We start from the raw sequence: 22,422 nt of genomic DNA on the forward strand, positions 1-22,422 counted from the left end.
CAGTTTTGGGGAAGGGTTTTGGGGAAAGTTTTGGGGAAGATTTTACATCATCATAAAACAACGGGCGTGTTATACGCCCGTTTCAATATTTAACACATGTAGTGATTACATATTCTTGATGATCGCGTCACCAAACTCTGAACATTTCAGCAGTTTAGCGCCTTCCATCAGACGTTCGAAGTCATAGGTTACGGTCTTGGCATTGATTGCGCCTTCCATACCTTTAACAATCAGGTCAGCCGCTTCAGTCCAACCCATATGGCGCAGCATCATCTCAGCGGAGAGAATAATAGAGCCTGGGTTTACTTTGTCCTGTCCGGCATATTTCGGCGCAGTACCGTGGGTGGCTTCAAACAGGGCGCATTCGTCACCGATGTTTGCGCCAGGGGCGATACCGATACCACCAACCTGCGCTGCCAGGGCGTCAGAAATGTAGTCACCGTTCAGGTTCATACAGGCGATAACATCATATTCAGCCGGACGCAGCAGGATCTGTTGCAGGAATGCATCAGCAATCACGTCTTTAATGACGATCTCTTTGCCGGTATTCGGGTTTTTAACTTTCAGCCACGGGCCGCCGTCGATCAGTTCACCGCCAAATTCTTCACGCGCCAGTTGGTAGCCCCAGTCTTTAAACGCGCCTTCGGTGAACTTCATGATGTTGCCTTTGTGCACCAGGGTCACAGAGTCACGATCGTTAGCAATTGCGTATTCGATCGCTGCACGAACCAGACGTTTGGTGCCTTCTTCCGAACACGGCTTAATACCGATACCGCAATGTTCCGGGAAGCGAATTTTCTTCACGCCCATCTCTTCACGCAGGAATTTAATCACTTTCTCAGCGTCGGCAGAGTCTGCTTTCCATTCGATACCCGCATAAATGTCTTCCGAGTTTTCACGGAAGATAACCATATCGGTCAGTTCAGGGTGTTTAACCGGGCTTGGAGTGCCCTGATAGTAACGTACCGGACGCAGGCAGATGTAGAGATCCAGTTCCTGGCGCAGGGCAACGTTCAGAGAGCGAATACCGCCACCAACCGGAGTGGTCAGCGGGCCTTTAATGGCAACGCGATATTCACGAATCAGATCAAGGGTTTCAGCAGGCAACCAGACGTCCTGACCATAAACCTGTGTGGATTTTTCACCGGTGTAAATTTCCATCCAGGAGATTTTACGCTCGCCTTTATAGGCTTTCTCAACTGCAGCGTCGACCACTTTCAGCATGGCTGGGGTTACATCTACACCGATTCCATCACCTTCAATGTAAGGGATAATCGGATTTTCAGGAACGTTGAGTTTGCCGTTTTGCAGGGTGATCTTCTTGCCTTGTGCCGGAACAACTACTTTACTTTCCATTCACCTCTCCTTCGAGCGCTACTGGTTTGCTCGTCTACCACCACGTTGCATATGCGTTTGCGTCCTGCGATACGGATGCTTTAGAGCAATTTTTTGTTAATGATTTGTAATTGGCTTGTCAATACTACCCTATTGTTTGCCGTCATGAAAGATGCGCGTTATTAGGCTATAATGCGGCAATTCATAATCTCTGAAAATACCATGCAAAAAACTTCTTTTAGAAATCACCAGGTTAAGCGATTCAGCTCGCAACGTTCTACCAGGCGTAAACCTGAAAACCAGCCCACGCGTGTGATCCTGTTCAATAAACCCTACGATGTTCTTCCGCAGTTCACCGATGAAGCCGGACGCAAAACATTAAAAGAATTCATCCCGGTTCAGGGGGTGTATGCGGCAGGTCGTCTCGACCGCGACAGCGAAGGGTTACTGGTGCTGACCAATAACGGCGCGTTGCAGGCGCGTTTAACCCAGCCGGGTAAACGCACCGGAAAAATCTATTATGTGCAGGTGGAAGGTATTCCCACACAAGACGCACTTGAAGCCTTGCGCAATGGCGTAACCTTAAATGATGGCCCTACCCTGCCCGCAGGCGCGGAGCTGGTTGAAGAACCCGCGTGGTTATGGCCGCGGAATCCACCAATTCGTGAGCGCAAAAGTATTCCCACCAGCTGGCTGAAGATCACCTTATATGAGGGACGTAATCGCCAGGTGCGCCGCATGACCGCCCATGTTGGTTTCCCCACGCTGCGACTGATTCGCTATGCGATGGGGGATTACTCTTTGGATAATCTTGCCAATGGCGAATGGCGAGACGCGACAGATTAAGGATGCAAAATGTTTAAACCGCACGTTACCGTTGCCTGCGTGGTGCACGCAGAAGGCAAATTTTTAGTCGTTGAAGAGACGATTAATGGTAAAGCGTTATGGAACCAACCTGCCGGGCACCTGGAAGCCGATGAAACCTTAGTGGAAGCCGCCGCCCGTGAGCTGTGGGAAGAAACCGGCATTAGCGCGCAGCCGCAACACTTTATTCGTATGCATCAGTGGATTGCGCCGGATAAAACGCCGTTTTTGCGTTTCCTCTTTGCCATTGAGCTTGAGCAAATATGCCCGACGCAGCCTCATGACAGCGATATCGACTGCTGCCGTTGGGTCAGCGCCGAAGAAATTTTACAGGCGTCAAATCTTCGTTCGCCGCTGGTGGCGGAAAGTATTCGTTGTTATCAAAGCGGGCAACGCTATCCGCTGGAGATGATTGGCGATTTTAACTGGCCTTTTACAAAGGGTGTCATCTAAAAGGCTGCGTGATAGAATACGCCGCCTTGAAGTTCAATGTCGTGAGTGATCCAATGTCTGAAACCGCAAAAAAAGTAATCGTCGGCATGTCCGGCGGTGTCGATTCCTCCGTTTCTGCCTGGCTGTTGCAACAACAGGGATATCAGGTCGAAGGCCTGTTTATGAAGAACTGGGAAGAAGACGACGGTGAGGAATATTGCACAGCGGCAGCGGATCTGGCTGATGCCCAGGCTGTCTGCGACAAGCTCGGCATTGAACTGCACACCGTTAACTTTGCTGCCGAGTACTGGGACAACGTCTTCGAACTGTTCCTTGCCGAATATAAAGCCGGTCGCACGCCAAATCCGGATATTCTGTGCAACAAAGAGATCAAATTTAAAGCTTTCCTCGAATTTGCCGCCGAAGATTTAGGTGCCGATTATATCGCTACCGGTCATTACGTACGTCGGGCAGATGTCGATGGCAAGAGCCGCCTGCTGCGTGGCCTGGACAGCAATAAAGACCAGAGCTACTTCCTTTATACGCTCAGCCATGAGCAAATTGCGCAAAGCCTGTTCCCGGTCGGCGAACTGGAAAAACCGCAGGTGCGTAAGATTGCTGAAGATCTCGGTCTGGTCACCGCGAAGAAAAAAGACTCTACCGGTATCTGCTTTATCGGCGAGCGTAAATTCCGCGAGTTCCTGGGCCGTTATCTCCCGGCGCAACCGGGCAAAATCATTACCGTCGATGGCGATGAAATTGGTGAGCACCAGGGGCTGATGTATCACACCCTCGGTCAGCGTAAAGGTCTGGGTATCGGTGGCACCAAAGACGGCACCGAAGAACCGTGGTATGTGGTCGATAAAGACGTCGAAAACAACATTCTGATTGTTGCGCAAGGCCATGAACACCCGCGTCTGATGTCTGTCGGTCTGATTGCCCAGCAGCTGCACTGGGTCGATCGCGAGCCGTTCACCGGTACTATGCGTTGCACAGTAAAAACCCGCTATCGCCAGACCGACATCCCGTGCACCGTCAAGGCGCTGGACGCTGATCGCATTGAAGTGATTTTCGATGAGCCGGTTGCCGCCGTGACGCCGGGCCAGTCTGCCGTTTTCTATAACGGTGAAGTGTGCCTCGGTGGCGGTATTATTGAGCAGCGTCTGCCGCTGCCGGTCTGATTATTATCTTTACTTAAAACAAGGAAGCAGTGAACGTGGCAAAGAATTACTATGACATCACCCTCGCCCTTGCCGGTATTTGTCAGTCGGCACGCCTGGTGCAACAACTCGCTCACCAGGGGCATTGTGATGGCGATGCGCTACACGTCTCACTCAACAGTATTATCGATATGAACCCCAGCTCAACGCTGGCGGTTTTTGGCGGTAGCGAAGCCAACCTGCGCGTCGGGCTGGAAACCTTGCTCGGCGTACTCAATGCCAGCAGTCGCCAGGGCTTAAACGCCGAATTAACCCGCTACACACTCAGTCTGATGGTGCTTGAGCGCAAACTCTCCTCAGCGAAAGGTGCGCTCGACACTCTGGGCAACCGGATCAACGGCCTGCAACGCCAGCTCGAACACTTCGATTTACAGTCCGAAACGCTGATGAGCGCGATGGCTGCCATCTATGTTGATGTTATCAGCCCGCTTGGCCCGCGCATTCAGGTCACTGGTTCCCCTGCTGTACTGCAAAGCCCACAGGTGCAGGCGAAAGTTCGCGCAACCCTGCTGGCAGGCATTCGCGCCGCCGTGCTCTGGCACCAGGTCGGCGGCGGTCGTCTGCAACTGATGTTTTCTCGTAATCGCCTGACCACTCAGGCAAAACAAATTCTTGCTCATTTAACCCCGGAGTTGTGATCTATGGAATTATCCTCACTGACCGCCGTTTCCCCTGTCGATGGACGCTACGGCGATAAAGTCAGCGCGCTGCGCGGGATTTTCAGCGAATACGGTTTGCTGAAATTCCGTGTACAAGTTGAAGTACGTTGGCTGCAAAAACTGGCCGCGCACGCAGCGATCAAGGAAGTTCCTGCTTTTGCTGCCGACGCAATCGGTTACCTTGATGCAATTGTCGCCAGTTTCAGCGAAGAAGATGCAGCACGCATCAAAACCATCGAGCGTACCACTAACCACGACGTTAAAGCGGTTGAGTATTTCCTGAAAGAAAAAGTGGCGGATATCCCGGAACTGCACGCGGTTTCTGAATTCATCCACTTTGCCTGTACTTCGGAAGATATCAATAACCTCTCCCACGCATTAATGCTGAAAACCGCGCGTGATGAAGTGATCCTGCCGTACTGGCGTCAACTGATTGATGGCATTAAAGATCTCGCCGTTCAGTATCGCGATATCCCGCTGCTGTCTCGTACCCACGGTCAGCCAGCCACGCCGTCAACCATCGGTAAAGAGATGGCTAATGTCGCCTACCGTATGGAGCGCCAGTACCGCCAGCTTAATCAGGTGGAGATCCTCGGCAAAATCAACGGCGCTGTCGGTAACTACAACGCCCACATCGCCGCTTACCCGGAAGTTGACTGGCATCAGTTCAGCGAAGAGTTCGTCACCTCGCTGGGTATTCAGTGGAACCCGTACACCACCCAGATCGAACCGCACGACTACATTGCCGAACTGTTTGATTGCGTTGCGCGCTTCAACACCATTCTGATCGACTTTGACCGTGACGTCTGGGGTTATATCGCCCTTAACCACTTCAAACAGAAAACTATTGCTGGTGAGATTGGTTCTTCCACCATGCCGCATAAAGTTAACCCGATCGACTTCGAAAACTCCGAAGGGAACCTGGGCCTTTCCAACGCGGTATTGCAGCACCTGGCAAGCAAACTGCCAGTTTCCCGCTGGCAGCGTGACCTGACCGACTCCACCGTGCTGCGTAACCTCGGCGTGGGTATCGGTTATGCGCTGATTGCGTATCAATCCACCCTGAAAGGCGTGAGCAAACTGGAAGTGAACCGTGACCATCTACTGGATGAACTGGATCACAACTGGGAAGTGCTGGCTGAACCAATCCAGACAGTTATGCGTCGCTATGGCATCGAAAAACCGTACGAGAAGCTGAAAGAGCTGACTCGCGGTAAGCGCGTTGACGCCGAAGGCATGAAGCAGTTTATCGATGGTCTGGCGTTGCCAGAAGAAGAGAAAGCCCGCCTGAAAGCGATGACGCCGGCTAACTACATTGGTCGCGCCATCACCATGGTTGATGAGCTGAAATAAGCCTCAAAACAGTGCCGGATGGCGATGCTGTCCGGCCTGCTTATTAAGATTATCCACTTTTTGTTTTTTCACTTTACCTCCCCTCCCCGCTGGTTTATTTAATGTTTACCCCCATAACCACATAATCGCGTTACACTATTTTAATAATTAAGACAGGGAGAAATAAAAATGCGCGTACTGGTTGTTGAAGACAATGCGTTGTTACGTCACCATCTTAAAGTTCAGATACAGGATGCTGGTCATCAGGTCGATGACGCAGAAGATGCCAAAGAAGCCGATTATTATCTCAATGAACATTTACCTGATATTGCGATTGTCGATCTCGGATTGCCTGACGAGGATGGTCTGTCACTGATTCGCCGCTGGCGTAGCAATGATGTTTCACTGCCGATTCTGGTATTAACCGCCCGTGAGAGCTGGCAGGACAAAGTCGAAGTATTAAGTGCCGGTGCTGATGATTACGTGACTAAACCGTTTCATATTGAAGAGGTGATGGCGCGAATGCAGGCATTAATGCGGCGTAATAGTGGTCTGGCTTCACAGGTCATTTCGCTACCACCGTTTCAGGTTGATCTCTCCCGCCGTGAATTATCTATTAATGACGAAGTGATCAAACTGACCGCGTTCGAATACACCATTATGGAAACGTTGATACGCAATAATGGCAAAGTGGTGAGCAAAGATTCGTTAATGCTCCAACTCTATCCGGATGCGGAGCTGCGGGAAAGTCATACCATAGATGTACTGATGGGACGTCTGCGCAAAAAAATACAGGCACAATATCCGCAAGAAGTGATTACCACCGTTCGCGGCCAGGGCTATCTGTTCGAATTGCGCTGATGAAAAAATTACTGCATCTTTTTTTCCCGCTCTCGCTGCGGGTACGTTTTCTGTTAGCAACGGCAGCAGTAGTATTGGTGCTTTCGCTTGCCTACGGAATGGTTGCGCTGATCGGTTATAGCGTCAGTTTCGATAAAACCACGTTTCGGCTGTTACGTGGCGAGAGCAATCTGTTCTATACCCTTGCGAAGTGGGAAAACAATAAGTTGCATGTCGAGTTACCCGAAAATATCGACAAGCAAAGCCCCACGATGACACTAATTTATGATGAGAACGGGCAGCTTTTATGGGCGCAACGTGACGTGCCCTGGCTGATGAAGATGATCCAGCCTGACTGGCTGAAATCGAATGGTTTTCATGAAATTGAAGCGGATGTTAACGATACCAGCCTCTTGCTGAGTGGAGATCATTCGATACAGCAACAGTTGCAGGAAGTGCGGGAAGATGATGACGACGCGGAGATGACCCACTCGGTGGCGGTAAACGTCTACCCGGCAACATCGCGGATGCCAAAGTTAACCATTGTGGTGGTGGATACCATTCCGGTGGAGCTAAAAAGTTCCTATATGGTCTGGAGCTGGTTTATCTATGTGCTCTCAGCCAATCTGCTGTTAGTGATCCCGCTGCTGTGGGTCGCCGCCTGGTGGAGTTTACGCCCCATCGAAGCCCTGGCAAAAGAAGTCCGCGAACTGGAAGAACATAACCGTGAATTGCTCAATCCAGCCACAACGCGAGAACTGACCAGTCTGGTACGAAACCTGAACCGACTGTTAAAAAGTGAACGCGAACGTTACGACAAATATCGTACAACGCTCACCGACCTGACCCATAGTCTGAAAACGCCACTGGCGGTGCTGCAAAGTACGCTGCGTTCTCTGCGTAGTGAGAAGATGAGCGTCAGTGATGCTGAGCCGGTAATGCTGGAGCAAATCAGCCGCATTTCACAGCAAATTGGCTACTACCTGCATCGTGCCAGTATGCGCGGCGGGACATTGCTTAGCCGCGAGCTGCATCCGGTCGCGCCACTGTTGGACAATCTCACCTCGGCGCTGAACAAAGTGTATCAACGCAAAGGTGTCAATATCTCTCTCGATATCTCGCCAGAAATCAGCTTTGTTGGTGAGCAGAATGATTTTGTCGAAGTGATGGGCAACGTGCTGGATAACGCCTGTAAATATTGCCTCGAGTTTGTCGAAATTTCTGCAAGGCAAACCGACGAGCATCTCTATATTGTGGTCGAGGATGATGGCCCCGGTATTCCATTAAGCAAGCGAGAGGTCATTTTCGACCGTGGTCAACGGGTTGATACTTTACGCCCTGGGCAAGGTGTGGGGCTGGCGGTAGCCCGCGAAATCACCGAGCAATATGAGGGTAAAATCGTCGCCGGAGAGAGCATGCTGGGCGGTGCGCGGATGGAGGTGATTTTTGGTCGCCAGCATTCTGCGCCGAAAGATGAATAAATATGTCCATACTTCACGCATTACGTTAAGCATCCGTTATAATCGGTTGCAGATACCAGCCTGTGGATGCTTAACATGGAATACCAACTCACTCTTAACTGGCCCGATTTTCTTGAACGTCACTGGCAGAAACGCCCGGTGGTGTTAAAACGCGGCTTTAATAATTTTATTGACCCGATCTCTCCAGACGAGTTGGCGGGTCTGGCGATGGAAAGCGAAGTCGACAGTCGACTGGTCAGTCATCAGGATGGCAAATGGCAGGTCAGCCACGGTCCATTCGAAAGCTACGATCATCTCGGTGAAACTAACTGGTCATTGTTAGTGCAAGCAGTGAACCACTGGCATGAGCCGACCGCTGCGCTAATGCGACCGTTCCGTGAACTACCGGACTGGCGTATTGATGATCTGATGATCTCTTTTTCTGTACCGGGCGGCGGCGTCGGCCCGCATCTCGATCAGTACGACGTGTTTATCATTCAGGGTACCGGTCGTCGTCGCTGGCGAGTGGGCGAAAAGCTGCAAATGAAACAGCACTGCCCGCACCCGGACCTGTTACAGGTCGATCCGTTCGAAGCCATCATCGATGAAGAGCTGGAGCCTGGCGATATTCTTTATATTCCGCCAGGATTCCCGCATGAAGGCTACGCGCTGGAAAATGCGATGAACTATTCCGTGGGTTTTCGCGCGCCAAATACGCGGGAACTGATTAGCGGATTTGCCGATTATGTGCTGCAACGTGAACTGGGCGGCAACTACTACAGCGATCCTGATGTTCCACCTCGCGCTCATCCTGCGGACGTTCTGCCGCAAGAGATGGATAAACTGCGTGAGATGATGCTCGAATTGATCAACCAGCCGGAACACTTTAAACAATGGTTTGGCGAGTTTATATCCCAGTCACGTCATGAACTGGACATCGCGCCGCCAGAGCCGCCTTATCAGCCGGATGAAATCTACGATGCGCTGAAACAAGGTGATGTGCTGGTGCGCCTGGGGGGTCTGCGCGTATTGCGCATTGGCGACGACGTGTATGCCAATGGTGAGAAGATCGATTCCCCGCACCGTCCGGCACTGGATGCGCTCGCCAGCAACATTGCGCTGACCGCGGAGAATTTTGGCGATGCGCTGGAAGATCCGTCATTCCTCGCGATGCTCGCGGCGCTGGTCAATAGCGGATACTGGTTCTTCGAAGGGTAAGTTTGGATTTAAGCCGGATGCGGCATCACATGCCGCATCCCTTTTCGCTTACTTCCGTTGCGCCGTCAACTCGGCAATACGGACGATCACCTGCACCGCTTTTTCCATACCTTCCAGAGTCACAAACTCATGCTTACCATGATAGTTGTAACCGCCAGTGAACAGGTTCGGGCACGGTAATCCCATAAACGACAACTGCGCGCCGTCGGTACCGCCGCGGATCGGTTTCAGTTCCGGTTCAATATCGCAGTCACGCATCGCCTGCTGGGCGATATCGAGAATATGCGGATGCTCAACCACTTTCTCGCGCATATTGTAGTAACTGTCTTCAATCACCAGTTCAATGTAGCAATCAGGATGTAACCCTTTGCCCACTTTTTTGGCGATCTCCATCATTTTACGTTTACGCGCTTCAAACTGTTTACGGTCGAAATCACGGATGATGTAGTGCATATCGGCCCGTTCAACGGTGCCTTTCATGCTCGCCAGGTGATAGAAACCTTCATAGCCTTCTGTCATTTCCGGGCTTTCATCCGCCGGAACTTCCGCATGAATACGTGCCGCCAGCGACAGCGCATTTACCATCACTCCTTTCGCCGTGCCCGGGTGAACATTGTTACCGACAATTTTGATATTGACCGACGCGGCGTTGAAGTTTTCAAACTCCAGTTCGCCGACGCCACCACCATCAACGGTGTATGCCCAGCGGGCATCGAAGGCGTCAACATCAAAATGCTTCGCCCCTTTGCCCACTTCTTCATCCGGGGTAAAGGCGACGCGAATATCACCATGCGGAATGTTTTTTTGTTGCAATACCGCCAGCGCGGTCATGATTTCTGCAATACCTGCTTTGTCATCGGCACCTAACAAGGTTTTACCATCGGTGGTAATCAGCGTCTGACCCAGTAGCTGATGCAGCACCGGGAACATAACCGGTGATAAAACTTCATCGCCGATACCCAGCGCAATATCGCCACCGCGATAGTTTTCAACAATTTGCGGATTCACATTTTTGCCGCTGCAATCCGGTGAGGTATCCACATGAGAAATAAAGCCAATCGCCGGGATATCGCCAGGGACGTTAGCCGGTAACGTCGCCATCAAAGTGCCCTTCTCACTTAAGGTCACATTGATAAGCCCCATCTCTTCGAGCTGCTCTTTCAGCAGATGCAATAACTTCCATTGGCCTTCCGTGCTGGGAACCTGTCTCACCCCTGCCTTTGATTGGGTATCCAGAGACACGTAGTTCAAAAATCGCTCAAGTAGTTTATCCATGTAGTCACCCTCACTTTTTGTGACAACATTATTAAGAAGCAAGAAAAGACAAATATTGCGTCAGGTCACTTTTAGCCCTGCAAGCGGGAATATTTATCAGCATTACCTTAATGAATATAAAGCTAAGCCAGTAATTCACAACAAAGATTGGCGATTCAAGCGGTTTGCCGTAGAATTACCGCCCTCATTAAGAGTCACCAAGGTGGTTAACCACAAACCCCGCATCGGTAAGCCATCCGTTGCGTTTACATGGGACAGAGTAAAAAATTGAATAAACAACCGAATTCGCTTTCACCGCTGGTGCAATTGGCGGGAATTCGCAAATGCTTTGATGGTAAAGAGGTCATTCCCCAGCTGGATCTGACTATCAACAATGGCGAGTTCCTCACGCTGCTTGGCCCTTCTGGCTGCGGTAAAACAACCGTTCTTCGCCTGATTGCAGGTCTGGAAACTGTTGATTCCGGACGCATCATGCTGGATAACGAGGACATCACCCACGTTCCGGCGGAAAACCGCTATGTGAACACTGTTTTCCAAAGCTACGCACTTTTCCCCCACATGACCGTGTTCGAAAATGTGGCCTTTGGGTTGCGCATGCAAAAAACCCCCGCTGCTGAAATTACGCCCCGCGTGATGGAAGCCCTGCGGATGGTGCAGCTGGAAACCTTCGCTCAACGCAAACCGCATCAGCTCTCTGGTGGTCAACAGCAACGCGTCGCCATTGCTCGCGCGGTGGTTAACAAGCCTCGTCTGTTGTTGCTGGATGAGTCGCTCTCAGCGCTGGATTACAAACTGCGCAAGCAAATGCAGAACGAGCTGAAAGCGTTACAGCGTAAGCTTGGCATTACATTCGTGTTCGTAACTCACGACCAGGAAGAAGCACTTACCATGTCGGACAGGATCGTGGTGATGCGCGATGGTCGCATTGAGCAAGACGGCACGCCGCGTGAAATCTACGAAGAGCCGAAAAACCTGTTTGTTGCCGGGTTTATTGGCGAAATCAATATGTTTAACGCCACTGTCATCGAACGTCTCGACGAGCAGCGCGTACGCGCCAACGTTGAAGGCCGCGAATGTAATATCTACGTTAACTTCGCCGTTGAACCGGGGCAAAAACTGCATGTTCTGCTGCGCCCGGAAGACTTACGTGTTGAAGAGATTAACGACGACAACCACGCCGAAGGGCTGATTGGTTACGTTCGCGAGCGTAACTACAAAGGCATGACGCTGGAGTCGGTTGTTGAGCTGGAAAATGGCAAGATGGTGATGGTCAGCGAATTCTTCAATGAAGACGATCCTGACTTTGACCACTCTCTCGACCAAAAAATGGCCATTAATTGGGTAGAAAGCTGGGAGGTCGTACTGGCTGATGAAGAACACAAGTAAGTTCCAGAATGTAGTGATTGTCACTATTGTCGGTTGGCTTGTGTTGTTTGTCTTTCTGCCCAACCTGATGATCATTGGCACCAGCTTTTTGACCCGCGACGACGCCAGTTTCGTCAAAATGGTCTTTACGCTGGATAACTACACGCGTCTGCTCGATCCGCTCTATTTTGAAGTGCTATTGCACTCGCTGAATATGGCGCTGATCGCCACCCTCGCCTGCCTGGTGCTGGGCTATCCTTTTGCCTGGTTTCTGGCGAAGCTGCCACACAAGGTGCGTCCGCTGCTGCTGTTTCTGCTGATTGTTCCGTTCTGGACCAACTCATTGATTCGTATTTACGGGCTGAAAATTTTCCTCAGCACCAAAGGCTATCTCAACGAGTTTTTGCTCTGGCTGGGCGTTATCGATACACCAATTCGCATCATGTTCACGCCTAGTGCGGTGATTATCGGTCTGGTTTACATTCTGCTGCCGTTTATGGTGATGCCGCTGTACTCCAGTATCGAAAAACTGGATAAGCCGTTGCTTGAGGCGGCGCGCGATCTCGGTGCCAGCAAGTTGCAGACCTTTATCCGCATCATTATCCCACTAACGATGCCGGGAATTATTGCCGGATGTCTGCTGGTGATGCTGCCAGCGATGGGCCTGTTCTATGTGTCCGACCTGATGGGCGGTGCGAAAAACCTGCTGATCGGTAACGTCATCAAGGTACAGTTCCTCAATATTCGTGACTGGCCGTTTGGTGCAGCCACCAGCATTACGCTGACTATCGTAATGGGCCTGATGTTGCTGGTTTACTGGCGCGCTTCTCGTCTGCTGAATAAGAAGGTGGAACTCGAATGATCGGTCGACTGCTTCGCGGCGGTTTTATGACCGCTATCTACGCGTACCTGTATATCCCAATCATTATTTTGATTGTGAACTCCTTTAACAGCTCGCGCTTTGGCATCAACTGGCAGGGTTTTACCACCAAATGGTATAGCCTGCTGATGAACAACGACAGCCTGTTACAGGCAGCGCAGCATTCACTAACAATGGCGGTGTTTTCGGCGACGTTTGCTACGCTTATCGGTTCACTGACGGCAGTTGCGCTGTACCGTTATCGCTTTCGTGGTAAGCCGTTCGTTAGCGGAATGCTGTTTGTGGTGATGATGTCACCAGATATCGTGATGGCGATTTCGCTGCTGGTGCTGTTTATGCTGCTGGGTATTCAGCTTGGCTTCTGGTCGCTGCTGTTCTCGCATATCACCTTCTGCCTGCCATTTGTGGTGGTGACAGTGTATTCGCGCCTGAAAGGTTTTGACGTGCGAATGCTGGAAGCGGCGAAAGATCTCGGTGCCAGCGAATTTACCATTCTGCGAAAAATCATTCTGCCTCTGGCAATGCCAGCGGTAGCGGCGGGCTGGGTGTTAAGCTTTACCCTGTCGATGGACGACGTGGTGGTTTCTTCGTTTGTCACCGGGCCGAGTTATGAAATTCTGCCGTTAAAAATTTATTCGATGGTCAAAGTCGGCGTATCGCCGGAAGTTAACGCGCTGGCAACCATATTACTGGTGCTGTCGCTGGTGATGGTAATTGCCAGCCAGCTTATTGCTCGTGATAAAACGAAAGGTAACACAGGGGACGTTAAATGAAAAAATGGTCACGCCACCTGCTCGCGGCGGGTGCTCTGGCACTGGGCATGAGCGCCGCTCACGCCGATGACAACAACACGCTGTATTTCTACAACTGGACCGAGTACGTGCCGCCAGGACTGCTTGAACAGTTCACCAAAGAAACCGGTATTAAGGTTATCTATTCGACTTACGAGTCGAACGAAACCATGTACGCGAAGCTGAAAACGTACAAAGACGGTGCCTATGACCTGGTGGTTCCTTCAACCTATTACGTCGATAAAATGCGTAAAGAAGGGATGATCCAGAAGATCGACAAGTCGAAGTTAAGCAATTTCAGCAACCTCGATCCAGACATGCTCAACAAGCCGTTTGACCCGAATAACGACTATTCCATTCCGTATATCTGGGGTGCAACGGCGATTGGCGTTAACGGTGATGCGGTGGATCCGAAATCTGTCACCAGCTGGGCCGATCTGTGGAAACCTGAGTACAAGGGCAGCCTGCTGCTGACCGACGATGCCCGTGAAGTGTTCCAGATGGCGCTGCGTAAGCTGGGCTACTCCGGTAACACCACCGATCCGAAAGAGATTGAAGCTGCATACAACGAGCTGAAAAAACTGATGCCAAACGTCGCGGCGTTTAACTCCGATAACCCCGCTAACCCGTATATGGAAGGCGAAGTTAACCTCGGCATGATCTGGAACGGTTCTGCTTTCGTTGCACGCCAGGCGGGTACGCCAATTGATGTGGTATGGCCGAAAGAAGGCGGCATTTTCTGGATGGACAGCCTGGCGATCCCGGCAAATGCCAAAAACAAAGAAGGCGCGCTGAAATTGATCAACTTCCTGCTGCGCCCGGATGTGGCAAAACAGGTTGCTGAAACTATCGGTTATCCAACGCCAAACCTTGCGGCGCGTAAGCTGTTAAGTCCGGAAGTGGCGAACGATAAAACGCTCTACCCGGATGCTGAAACCATTAAAAATGGTGAATGGCAAAATGACGTAGGCTCCGCCAGCAGCATTTATGAAGAGTATTATCAGAAGCTGAAAGCAGGACGTTAATTCAGCAAGTGGGCGGTGGTATTACCGCCCGTTTTTTATTTAGCAAGGATGTGGCTAATGAGCCAGGACAGTAGAGTTTTCTTTCGTATATTCTTCGGTATCGGTCTGGTACTGATCCTCATTTCTGTTGTTATCTTTTATAACCAGTTCACCTATAGCAAAGACGCGATTCATACTGAAGGCGTCATTGTTGATACCGTCTGGCACTCCAGTCATTCTCATCGCACGGGTAAAAATGGTTCGTGGTATCCCGTCGTTGTCTTTCGTCCGACGCCAGATTACACGCTAATTTTCAATTCGAGTATTGGCAGCGATTTTTATGAAGACAGCGAAGGCGATAAAGTTAATGTTTATTATTCTCCAGGACATCCTGAAAAGGCTGAGATAAATAACCCGTGGGTTAATTTTTTTAAATGGGGGTTTATCGGCATTATGGGCGTTATTTTTATCGCCGTCGGTTTATTAATCAGTATGCCCTCCTCAAAAAAGACACGCAGGAAACGGAAGTCCCGCCCATGAAAAAAATCATAATATTGCTCAGTTTACTGATACTCCTGCCTCTAACGGCGACCAGTAATCCATTGATTCCAATAATGAAGACTCTTTTTACAGATGTTACCGGTACTGTACCAGATGCTGAAGAGATCGCGCATAAAGCCGAGCTTTTTCGCCAACAAACCGGAGTTGCACCGTTTATTGTGGTTTTACCCGACATTAATAATGAAGCCAGTCTCAGGCAAAATGGCAAAGCGATGCTGGCGCATGCGGCATCTTCAATGAGTAATGTAAAAGGCAGCGTCCTGTTACTCTTTACTACCCGCGAGCCACGGTTAATTATGATAACCAACGGCCAGGTCGAAAGCAGTATGGACGATAAACATCTCGGCCTTCTGGTAGAAAATCACACGCTGGCTTATTTACATGCGGATCTCTGGTATCAGGGTATCAATAATGCATTGGCTGTTTTACAAGCACAAATATTAAAACAACCGACGCCACCACTGACATATTATCCGCATCCCGGACAACAGCATGAAAATGATCCACCCGGCAGTACCACGACATTAGGCCTTTTTGCCTGGGCAGTTGCATTCATCGTCTTTGCTGCATTTTTTAACTACACAACGCGCCTTTATTATGCGTTAAAATTTGCAGTGGCGATGGCTGTTGCCAATATGGGTTATCAGGCTTTATGTTTGTATATCGATAACAGCTTTGCGATTACCAGAATATCGCCACTCTGGGCAGGGCTGATTGGTGTCTGTACGTTTATTGCCGCGTTACTATGGACGAGTAAACGGTAAAAGAGGCAGTAAAGTTCGCATGTATTATGCCGGATGCGGCGCGAACGCCTTATCCGGCCCACAAAACCCGCAAATTCAATTGATTGCGCCCCTTCACAGGCCTGACAAGCGTAGCGCATCAGGCAATTTTTCCCGCTTTATAATCCCTTCAGCAACTTTTCAACAAACTCTGGCACCACCTGGCTTGCCGGACCGTAATATTTCTCGGCAAATTCATTACCAACCTGACTCGGTTCAAGATTCAGTTCCACGGTGTGCGCGCCATGCAGTTTCGCTTCGTGAACAAACCCAGCCGCCGGATAAACATGCCCCGAAGTACCAATGGCAATGAAAATATCGGCCATCGACAACGCCATATAAATTTCATCCATACCGAGTGGCATTTCGCCAAACCACACTACGTGCGGGCGCAAGGGTGCCGGGAACTGGCAACAATGGCATTTATCTTCTGGCGTAACGTCTCCGGTCCAGTCGAGGACCTGGCCACTTTGCGAACAACGTACTTTCAGCAGTTCCCCATGCATATGAATGACATTGGTATTACCTGCGCGTTCATGCAGATTGTCGATATTCTGCGTCACCAGCAAAAAGCGATCGCCGAGAGCATCTTGCAGTTTAGCCAGCGCAAGATGTGCAGCGTTAGGCTGAATTTCTGGCTGCTGCAGCTGTCGACGACGGGCGTTATAAAACGTTTGCACCAGTTCAGGATCGCGATCAAAACCTTCCGGCGTTGCCACATCTTCAACCCGATGTTCTTCCCACAGGCCATCTGCGGCGCGAAAGGTACGAATACCTGATTCCGCAGAAATCCCTGCCCCTGTCAGTACGAGTACTCTTGGTTTTTCCATTGCTTCCGGCACCACTTTATCTCTGAAAAAAATACGCTGACGCAAACGCTCGCGCAGGCGACGTTTATTTTTACGAAAACGACTTAACCGATGACCCCGACGCGACAGCATAGCAACCTCTGTTGTTTAATCGGTTAGATGTAGGAAGGCCGCACCACGCATTCCCCCCGCATCACCGTGCCGCGCGCGTTCAATGCGCGGAACACGAGCTACAGGTAAGAGATGACGAGGCAACCTTTCCGCCAGTTGCGTTGTGATTGCCGGGAAATTCGATAAGCCACCACCAATGACGACCAGGTCAGGGTCAACAATGGTCAGGATATTTCCCAGACAAACCGCTAATAAATCCAGATAACGCTCAACGTGCGCCCTTGCCTGCTCATCGCCTTGATCATAAAGCGCAATGATCTCAGGAGCCTGCAACGGTTGATGATAATAGTGTTGATACAGCCACGCAAAACCGCGACCAGACAGATAATTTTCAATGCAGCCATGCTGACCACAGCCGCAGCGGCGTAACGGGAAATCCAGCCCCATCATGGTTAACGCATCAACCGGCAGACGCATATGGCCAAACTCGCCGGTAATATAGCTTTTACCGGTAATGGGTTTACCGTTGAAAATCAGCCCGCCGCCAACGCCGGTGCCGAGAATCAACCCCATCACCAGTGGATATTGAGTAAATTCATCATCCCATGCTTCAGAAAGGGCAAAGCAGTTGGCATCGTTATCAAGGCGTACATCGCGATCAAGACGTGCGCTCAGGTCGGCACGCAGCGGTTTACCGCTGGCAGCAGGGACATTGGCGGCATACAGCGTACCATCTTCTGTTTCCGGCATTCCCGGAATACCGATGCCGACAGAACCTTTACAGCCAAAACGCCGGTCAGCTTCGGCTACCAGCTCGCACACTGCATCTAAAAATGCGTCATAGCTGTCACGCGGTGTCGGCACCCGCTTTTCCCACTGCAACTGCCGACCGCTATCAAACACGCCTAGCGCAATTTTTGTTCCACCAATATCAAACCCGTAATACATTGCCGCTCCTTGTTTTAATGTACTGCCTTTACTGGCCGCTAAGGACTCGCGCAGGGTCAATATTACTGGCGCGCCGCGCCGGATACCAGCTTGCCAAAAGACTCAGCAACAATGCTGTGACCAGTACGTAGAAGACGTCCAGCCAGTGCAATTCCGATGGCAAGAAGTCAATAAAATAGATATCGCTGGAGAGGAACTGATGACCGATCAGCTTTTCAATCCACTCAATAATCGGGGTAAGTTGCAGTGAAACAACTACGCCGATAATCACACCACACAGGCTGCCGAACAGCCCTGCCAGCAATCCATACCAGACAAAGATGGCGCGAATTAAACCATCTTTCGCCCCCAGCGTTCTTAATACTGCGATATCGCCACTCTTGTCTTTCACCGCCATCACTAAGGTGGAGACGATGTTGAAACAGGCCACACCAATCACCAGTACCATCGCCAGATACATAATGGCGCGGATCATCTGGATATCGCGATACATATAGCCGTAAGTACCAATCCAGCTTTTAATATAAACATAGCTGTTGGTCACTTCCCCCGCATCGCGTACCAGCTTATTGGCGTTGAAAACATCCGTCATTTTAAGGGCAATACCTGACACGCTGGAACCCATATCAAGATATTGCTGAGCATCGGCCAGCGGGATCATGGCAAAACTGTGATCGAGTTGGCCACTCAACTGCAAAATACCGGCAATGTGCAAACGCACACGTTTTGGCTGCATCAGTTTATGCTCGGGATTCGAATTTGGGATCATAATCGACACCCAATCGCCCTGCTTCACTTTCAGCGCATCCGCCACGCCTTTGCCGATGATAATTTGCTGTTCGCCCGCTTTAAAATTGCGCCAGGCATCCCCCTGAACAAACGAGGGTAATGCGCTCAGACGCTGTTCCTGTTGCGGGTTAACGCCCTTCACCTGGATTGCGCGCAGATTCGCGCCGCTCTCCACCAGCCCGGTGAAATTGATATACGGCGCAGCGGCGGCAATGCCCGGCACTTTCTGCACGTTATCCAGTGCTTCCTGCCAGTTGGTCCACGGCTGATCTACCGCCTCAATTTCACCGTGCGGTACTACCGCCAGAATGCGGTTATTCAGTTCGCGTTCAAAGCCGTTCATCGCGCTTAAGCCGACGATCAATACCGCCACGCCCAGGGCAATGCCAATGGTAGAAATGACGGAGATCAACGACACCATGCCGCCGCGTCGCCGTCCGCGGCTAAAACGCAGGCCAATCAATAACGATAAAGGCATCGCCATTACTCCGCCCCCATCAGGCTCAGTTCCGCCGTCAAACGTCCATCACGCATTTCCAGTTGGCGGCTCATACGTTTCGCCAGTTGCAGGTCGTGAGTAACCACCAGGAAGGCGGTGCCCTGCAAGCGATTCAATTCCCCAAGCAACTGGAAGATGCTGTCGGCGTTACGTGCATCGAGGTTACCAGTAGGTTCATCCGCCAGTACCAGCCGCGGGTTATTGACCAGCGCACGGGCAATCGCCACACGCTGGCGTTCGCCGCCAGAAAGTTCAGATGGGCGGTGATTCGCACGATGCTCCAGCCCCACCGCTTTTAACATCTCCAGCGCACGGCTGTTGATTTCAGCGGGCTTTTTCTTGCCAATCAACAGCGGCATAGCCACGTTTTCCAGGGCGGTAAAATCCGGCAACAGGTGGTGAAACTGATAAATAAATCCCAGCTTCTGGTTACGCAGTTCCGCTTTGGCCGCCGACGACAGTTTGCTCATCGGTTGACCGTTAAAGATCACATCGCCGGAGGTTGGCGTATCCAGCCCGCCTAACAGGTGCAGCAAGGTGCTTTTACCGGAACCAGAGCTGCCGACGATCGCCATCATTTCACCTTCGCCCACGCTGAAACTGACATTGTGCAGTACATCGGTTTGCACACTGCCTTCCTGATAGCGTTTGCACAGGTTGTCGCATTGCAACAGGATCTTATTCATAACGTAAAGCCTCAGCGGGTTGAGTGGCGGCAGCGCGCCAGGAAGGGTAAAGCGTAGACAGCAGCGCGATAGCCATCGCCACCAGCGCAATAACAATGACCTGTAAAGGCTCGATAGCGACCGGCAGCGCCGCGCCATCAAGCAGGACGCCGATTATCGGCATCAGATTATTCAACTGGCTGGCAAGCAGTGCGCCAAGCGCCGCTCCGAGGATCGCACCGATAATCCCAGCGCTGGCCCCTTGCACCATAAAGACCATCATGATTTGACGCGGAGTCAGCCCCTGAGTCTGAAGAATGGCCACTTCGCCCTGCTTCTCCATCACCATCAGTCCCAGCGAGGTAATAATGTTAAACGCCGCAACGGCGACAATCAGGCTCAGCAGCAAGCCCATCATATTTTTTTCCATGCGTACGGCCTGGAACAGCTCGCCTTTACGGTCACGCCAGTCCTGCCATTTGCTGCCTTCAGGCAGTTTTTGCTGACTTAATGAGTCGACTTTCAGCGGCTCATCCAGCCACAAACGCCAGCCGGTAATATTGCCTGCCGGATAACGCATCAGACGCGAGGCATCCTCAATATTCACCAGCATTTCATAGCCATCGACTTCACTGTTGGCGGCGAAAGTGCCAATCACATTGAACAGGCGCTGACTTGGAATACGCCCCATCGGCGTGAACTGGCTGGCAGATGGCACCATCACGCGGATTTGATCACCGCGATTGACGCCCAACTGTGAGGCAAGCTGTTCACCGAGGATGACATTATATTTCCCCGGCTCGAGGTCAGTTTGTTTCACATTGACCAGATACGGCGTTAGTGGATCTTTTTGCGCCGGGTCGATACCCAGCATCACCCCGACCGCCACGCTGCGCGCGCTTTGCAGTACCACATCACCGGTAGTAATAGGTGCGACGCGATTAACGCCGTCCAGTTTGACTGCCGTTTCCGGGAGTTGCTGCGGGTTAAGAGAGCCATGCTCAGAAGAGAGAATTGCCTGTGGCATCAGGCCAAGGATGTTGTTTTGCAGCTCGCGCTCAAAGCCGTTCATCACTGACAATACTGTGACCAGCGCCATCACCCCGAGGGTAATGCCGATGGTAGAAAGCCAGGAGACGAAACGACCGAAGCGATCCGCTGCACGCCCACGCATGTAACGCAGGCCAATAAATAGAGCGACAGGTTGGTACATGAAATCCGTCTGGTTGCTGTTAGCAAAGACACGAGTATATAAGCGAAAGCGGGATGGGTAAACGTCTGAACTGTAAGTGATCGTCAGGGCTAATCTGAAAAGCACCGGCAAATCAATCGGCTAAAGTGCCTCATTTTCTCATCGGCCTTGTGGGCTGATCTTTATCTGAAAAATAACCAAATACAGACAGATACGCATTACACCACGCGACTCGCCCCGCAGGATCAACCGCATGTTAAATAAAAAGAGCGTGTTGTCCTGATGAAACAAAAAGAGCTATGGATTAACCAGATCAAAGGGTTATGTATTTGTCTGGTGGTGATTTATCACTCGGTCATTACCTTTTATCCGCATCTGACCACTTTCCAGCATCCGTTATCAGAAGTCCTGAGCAAATGCTGGATCTATTTCAATCTTTACCTTGCACCCTTTCGTATGCCGGTTTTTTTCTTTATCTCTGGCTATTTGATTCGCCGCTATATCGACAGCGTACCGTGGGGAAATTGTCTCGATAAACGCATCTGGAACATCTTCTGGGTGCTGGCGCTTTGGGGCGTGGTGCAGTGGCTGGCGCTAAGTGCACTAAATCAGTGGCTGGCACCTGAGCGCAATTTAAGCAATGCCTCCAATGCCGCTTATGCCGATTCCACCGGTGAGTTCCTGCACGGGATGATCACCGCCAGCACCAGCTTGTGGTATCTGTATGCGTTAATTGTCTATTTCGTGATATGTAAAATTTTTAACCGCCTGGCCCTGCCGTTATTTGTTCTGTTTATACTGATGAGTGTGGCTGTTAATTTCGTACCCACACCGTGGTGGGGAATGAACAGTGTGAGCCGCAATTTGCCTTATTACAGCCTTGGCGCATGGTTTGGCGCAACATTAATGACCTGTGTTAAAGCGGTACCGTTGCGCCGCCATCTGCTGATGGCTTCTTTGCTGGCCGTTCTGGCGGTCGGTGCCTGGTTGTTTAATATCTCGCTGCTGTTGTCGCTGGTATCGATTGTGGTGATCATGAAGCTGTTTTATCAGTACGAACAACGTTTCGGTATGCGCTCCACCAGCCTGCTGAATGTGATTGGTTCCAACACCATTGCTATCTACACCACCCATCGCATTCTGGTTGAAATATTCAGCTTAACTCTGCTTGCGCAAATGAACGCAGCACGCTGGTCGCCGCAAGTCGAACTGACACTCCTGCTGGTTTACCCCTTTGTTAGTTTGTTCATCTGTACTGTTGCGGGCTTGCTGGTAAGAAAACTTTCACAGCGCGCATTCAGCGATCTGTTGTTCTCCCCGCCTTCTCTGCCCGCGGCCGTCAGTTACTCCCGCTAAGCCATCGCCCCAGCCGGGGCGATTCAATTTGCTAA

Annotated in this window: 22 protein-coding genes; 15 read left to right on the forward strand and 7 right to left on the reverse strand. The window is 51.0% G+C overall.

What is annotated here, in order from left to right:
- Window positions 1–105: 105 nt before the first annotated feature.
- Window positions 106–1,356, reverse strand: a complete 1,251-nt coding sequence (gene icd / locus EAS44_RS15280; protein WP_000444487.1) for an NADP-dependent isocitrate dehydrogenase — start codon at window positions 1,354–1,356, stop codon at window positions 106–108.
- Between the two features lie 171 nt (window positions 1,357–1,527).
- On the opposite strand from icd, the gene rluE reads away from it, so the two are divergent.
- The 8 genes from rluE (at window position 1,528) to roxA (ending at window position 9,360) form a co-directional block, all read left to right on the forward strand.
- A complete protein-coding gene (gene rluE, locus EAS44_RS15285) occupies window positions 1,528–2,181 on the forward strand; it encodes a 23S rRNA pseudouridine(2457) synthase RluE (RefSeq protein WP_001248695.1) in 654 nt (217 codons plus the stop codon).
- Window positions 2,182–2,190: 9 nt separating this feature from the next.
- Entirely contained in the window at window positions 2,191–2,652 is a 462-nt protein-coding gene (gene nudJ, locus EAS44_RS15290) for a phosphatase NudJ (protein WP_000476093.1), read from the forward strand.
- A 53-nt stretch (window positions 2,653–2,705) separates the two neighbouring features.
- The gene (mnmA, locus tag EAS44_RS15295; protein ID WP_001298466.1) at window positions 2,706–3,812 is read left to right on the forward strand and encodes a tRNA 2-thiouridine(34) synthase MnmA; all 1,107 of its coding nucleotides are present in this window, start codon (window positions 2,706–2,708) and stop codon (window positions 3,810–3,812) included.
- Between the two features lie 35 nt (window positions 3,813–3,847).
- On the forward strand, window positions 3,848–4,489 hold the full coding sequence (gene hflD, locus EAS44_RS15300) for a high frequency lysogenization protein HflD (RefSeq protein ID WP_001295971.1): 642 nt from the start codon (window positions 3,848–3,850) through the stop codon (window positions 4,487–4,489).
- 3 nt (window positions 4,490–4,492) lie between these two features.
- Complete coding sequence (purB, locus tag EAS44_RS15305) at window positions 4,493–5,863, forward strand: adenylosuccinate lyase (RefSeq protein ID WP_000423737.1); 1,371 nt, start codon at window positions 4,493–4,495, stop codon at window positions 5,861–5,863.
- Window positions 5,864–6,031: 168 nt separating this feature from the next.
- Window positions 6,032–6,703, forward strand: a complete 672-nt coding sequence (gene phoP / locus EAS44_RS15310; protein WP_001265481.1) for a two-component system response regulator PhoP — start codon at window positions 6,032–6,034, stop codon at window positions 6,701–6,703.
- A complete protein-coding gene (gene phoQ, locus EAS44_RS15315; RefSeq protein ID WP_000734671.1) occupies window positions 6,703–8,163 on the forward strand; it encodes a two-component system sensor histidine kinase PhoQ in 1,461 nt (486 codons plus the stop codon). The genes phoP and phoQ overlap by 1 nt, the downstream gene beginning before the upstream one ends.
- Before the next feature lie 75 nt (window positions 8,164–8,238).
- Window positions 8,239–9,360, forward strand: coding sequence for a [50S ribosomal protein L16]-arginine 3-hydroxylase (roxA, locus tag EAS44_RS15320; RefSeq protein ID WP_001295435.1), 1,122 nt, complete (start codon window positions 8,239–8,241; stop codon window positions 9,358–9,360).
- 48 nt (window positions 9,361–9,408) lie between these two features.
- Here the strand turns inward: roxA and pepT are convergent, their stop codons facing one another.
- Window positions 9,409–10,635 (reverse strand): peptidase T, encoded by a 1,227-nt coding sequence (gene pepT / locus EAS44_RS15325; RefSeq protein WP_000359446.1) that lies wholly within the window; start codon window positions 10,633–10,635, stop codon window positions 9,409–9,411.
- A gap of 249 nt (window positions 10,636–10,884) precedes the next feature.
- On the opposite strand from pepT, the gene potA reads away from it, so the two are divergent.
- Genes potA through ycfZ form a run of 6 tightly spaced genes read left to right on the forward strand, consistent with a single transcriptional unit; the run spans window position 10,885 to window position 16,000 of the window.
- Entirely contained in the window at window positions 10,885–12,021 is a 1,137-nt protein-coding gene (potA, locus tag EAS44_RS15330; RefSeq protein ID WP_000531578.1) for a spermidine/putrescine ABC transporter ATP-binding protein PotA, read from the forward strand.
- A complete protein-coding gene (gene potB, locus EAS44_RS15335; RefSeq protein WP_000799401.1) occupies window positions 12,005–12,862 on the forward strand; it encodes a spermidine/putrescine ABC transporter permease PotB in 858 nt (285 codons plus the stop codon). Before potA ends, potB begins: the two co-directional genes overlap by 17 nt.
- A complete protein-coding gene (gene potC, locus EAS44_RS15340) occupies window positions 12,859–13,653 on the forward strand; it encodes a spermidine/putrescine ABC transporter permease PotC (RefSeq protein WP_000580316.1) in 795 nt (264 codons plus the stop codon). The genes potB and potC overlap by 4 nt, the downstream gene beginning before the upstream one ends.
- Entirely contained in the window at window positions 13,650–14,696 is a 1,047-nt protein-coding gene (gene potD / locus EAS44_RS15345; RefSeq protein ID WP_000759310.1) for a spermidine/putrescine ABC transporter substrate-binding protein PotD, read from the forward strand. The genes potC and potD overlap by 4 nt, the downstream gene beginning before the upstream one ends.
- Window positions 14,697–14,753: 57 nt before the next feature.
- Window positions 14,754–15,215, forward strand: coding sequence for a DUF3592 domain-containing protein (gene ymfA / locus EAS44_RS15350; protein WP_001350578.1), 462 nt, complete (start codon window positions 14,754–14,756; stop codon window positions 15,213–15,215).
- A complete protein-coding gene (gene ycfZ, locus EAS44_RS15355) occupies window positions 15,212–16,000 on the forward strand; it encodes a TPM domain-containing protein (protein WP_000720225.1) in 789 nt (262 codons plus the stop codon). Before ymfA ends, ycfZ begins: the two co-directional genes overlap by 4 nt.
- A gap of 137 nt (window positions 16,001–16,137) precedes the next feature.
- On the opposite strand, the gene cobB is transcribed toward ycfZ, so the two are convergent.
- The 5 genes from cobB to lolC are packed head-to-tail and all read right to left on the reverse strand — an operon-like array spanning window position 16,138 to window position 21,052.
- Entirely contained in the window at window positions 16,138–16,959 is an 822-nt protein-coding gene (cobB, locus tag EAS44_RS15360; RefSeq protein ID WP_000952746.1) for a Sir2 family NAD+-dependent deacetylase, read from the reverse strand.
- 15 nt (window positions 16,960–16,974) lie between these two features.
- Complete coding sequence (nagK, locus tag EAS44_RS15365) at window positions 16,975–17,886, reverse strand: N-acetylglucosamine kinase (protein WP_000291301.1); 912 nt, start codon at window positions 17,884–17,886, stop codon at window positions 16,975–16,977.
- A 28-nt stretch (window positions 17,887–17,914) separates the two neighbouring features.
- Window positions 17,915–19,159 carry a lipoprotein-releasing ABC transporter permease subunit LolE gene (gene lolE / locus EAS44_RS15370; protein ID WP_001251363.1) on the reverse strand — a complete coding sequence of 415 codons (1,245 nt, stop codon included), beginning with the start codon at window positions 19,157–19,159 and terminating at the stop codon, window positions 17,915–17,917.
- Window positions 19,159–19,860 carry a lipoprotein-releasing ABC transporter ATP-binding protein LolD gene (gene lolD, locus EAS44_RS15375; RefSeq protein ID WP_001033695.1) on the reverse strand — a complete coding sequence of 234 codons (702 nt, stop codon included), beginning with the start codon at window positions 19,858–19,860 and terminating at the stop codon, window positions 19,159–19,161. The genes lolE and lolD overlap by 1 nt, the downstream gene beginning before the upstream one ends.
- Entirely contained in the window at window positions 19,853–21,052 is a 1,200-nt protein-coding gene (gene lolC / locus EAS44_RS15380; RefSeq protein ID WP_000284714.1) for a lipoprotein-releasing ABC transporter permease subunit LolC, read from the reverse strand. The genes lolD and lolC overlap by 8 nt, the downstream gene beginning before the upstream one ends.
- Window positions 21,053–21,313: 261 nt before the next feature.
- Here lolC and ycfT point away from each other — a divergent pair, with 261 nt between their 5' ends.
- Window positions 21,314–22,387 carry an acyltransferase family protein gene (ycfT, locus tag EAS44_RS15385; protein ID WP_000810263.1) on the forward strand — a complete coding sequence of 358 codons (1,074 nt, stop codon included), beginning with the start codon at window positions 21,314–21,316 and terminating at the stop codon, window positions 22,385–22,387.
- The last annotated feature ends 35 nt before the right edge of the window (window positions 22,388–22,422 follow it).

This window comes from Escherichia coli DSM 30083 = JCM 1649 = ATCC 11775 (assembly GCF_003697165.2).
GTDB lineage: Bacteria > Pseudomonadota > Gammaproteobacteria > Enterobacterales > Enterobacteriaceae > Escherichia > Escherichia coli.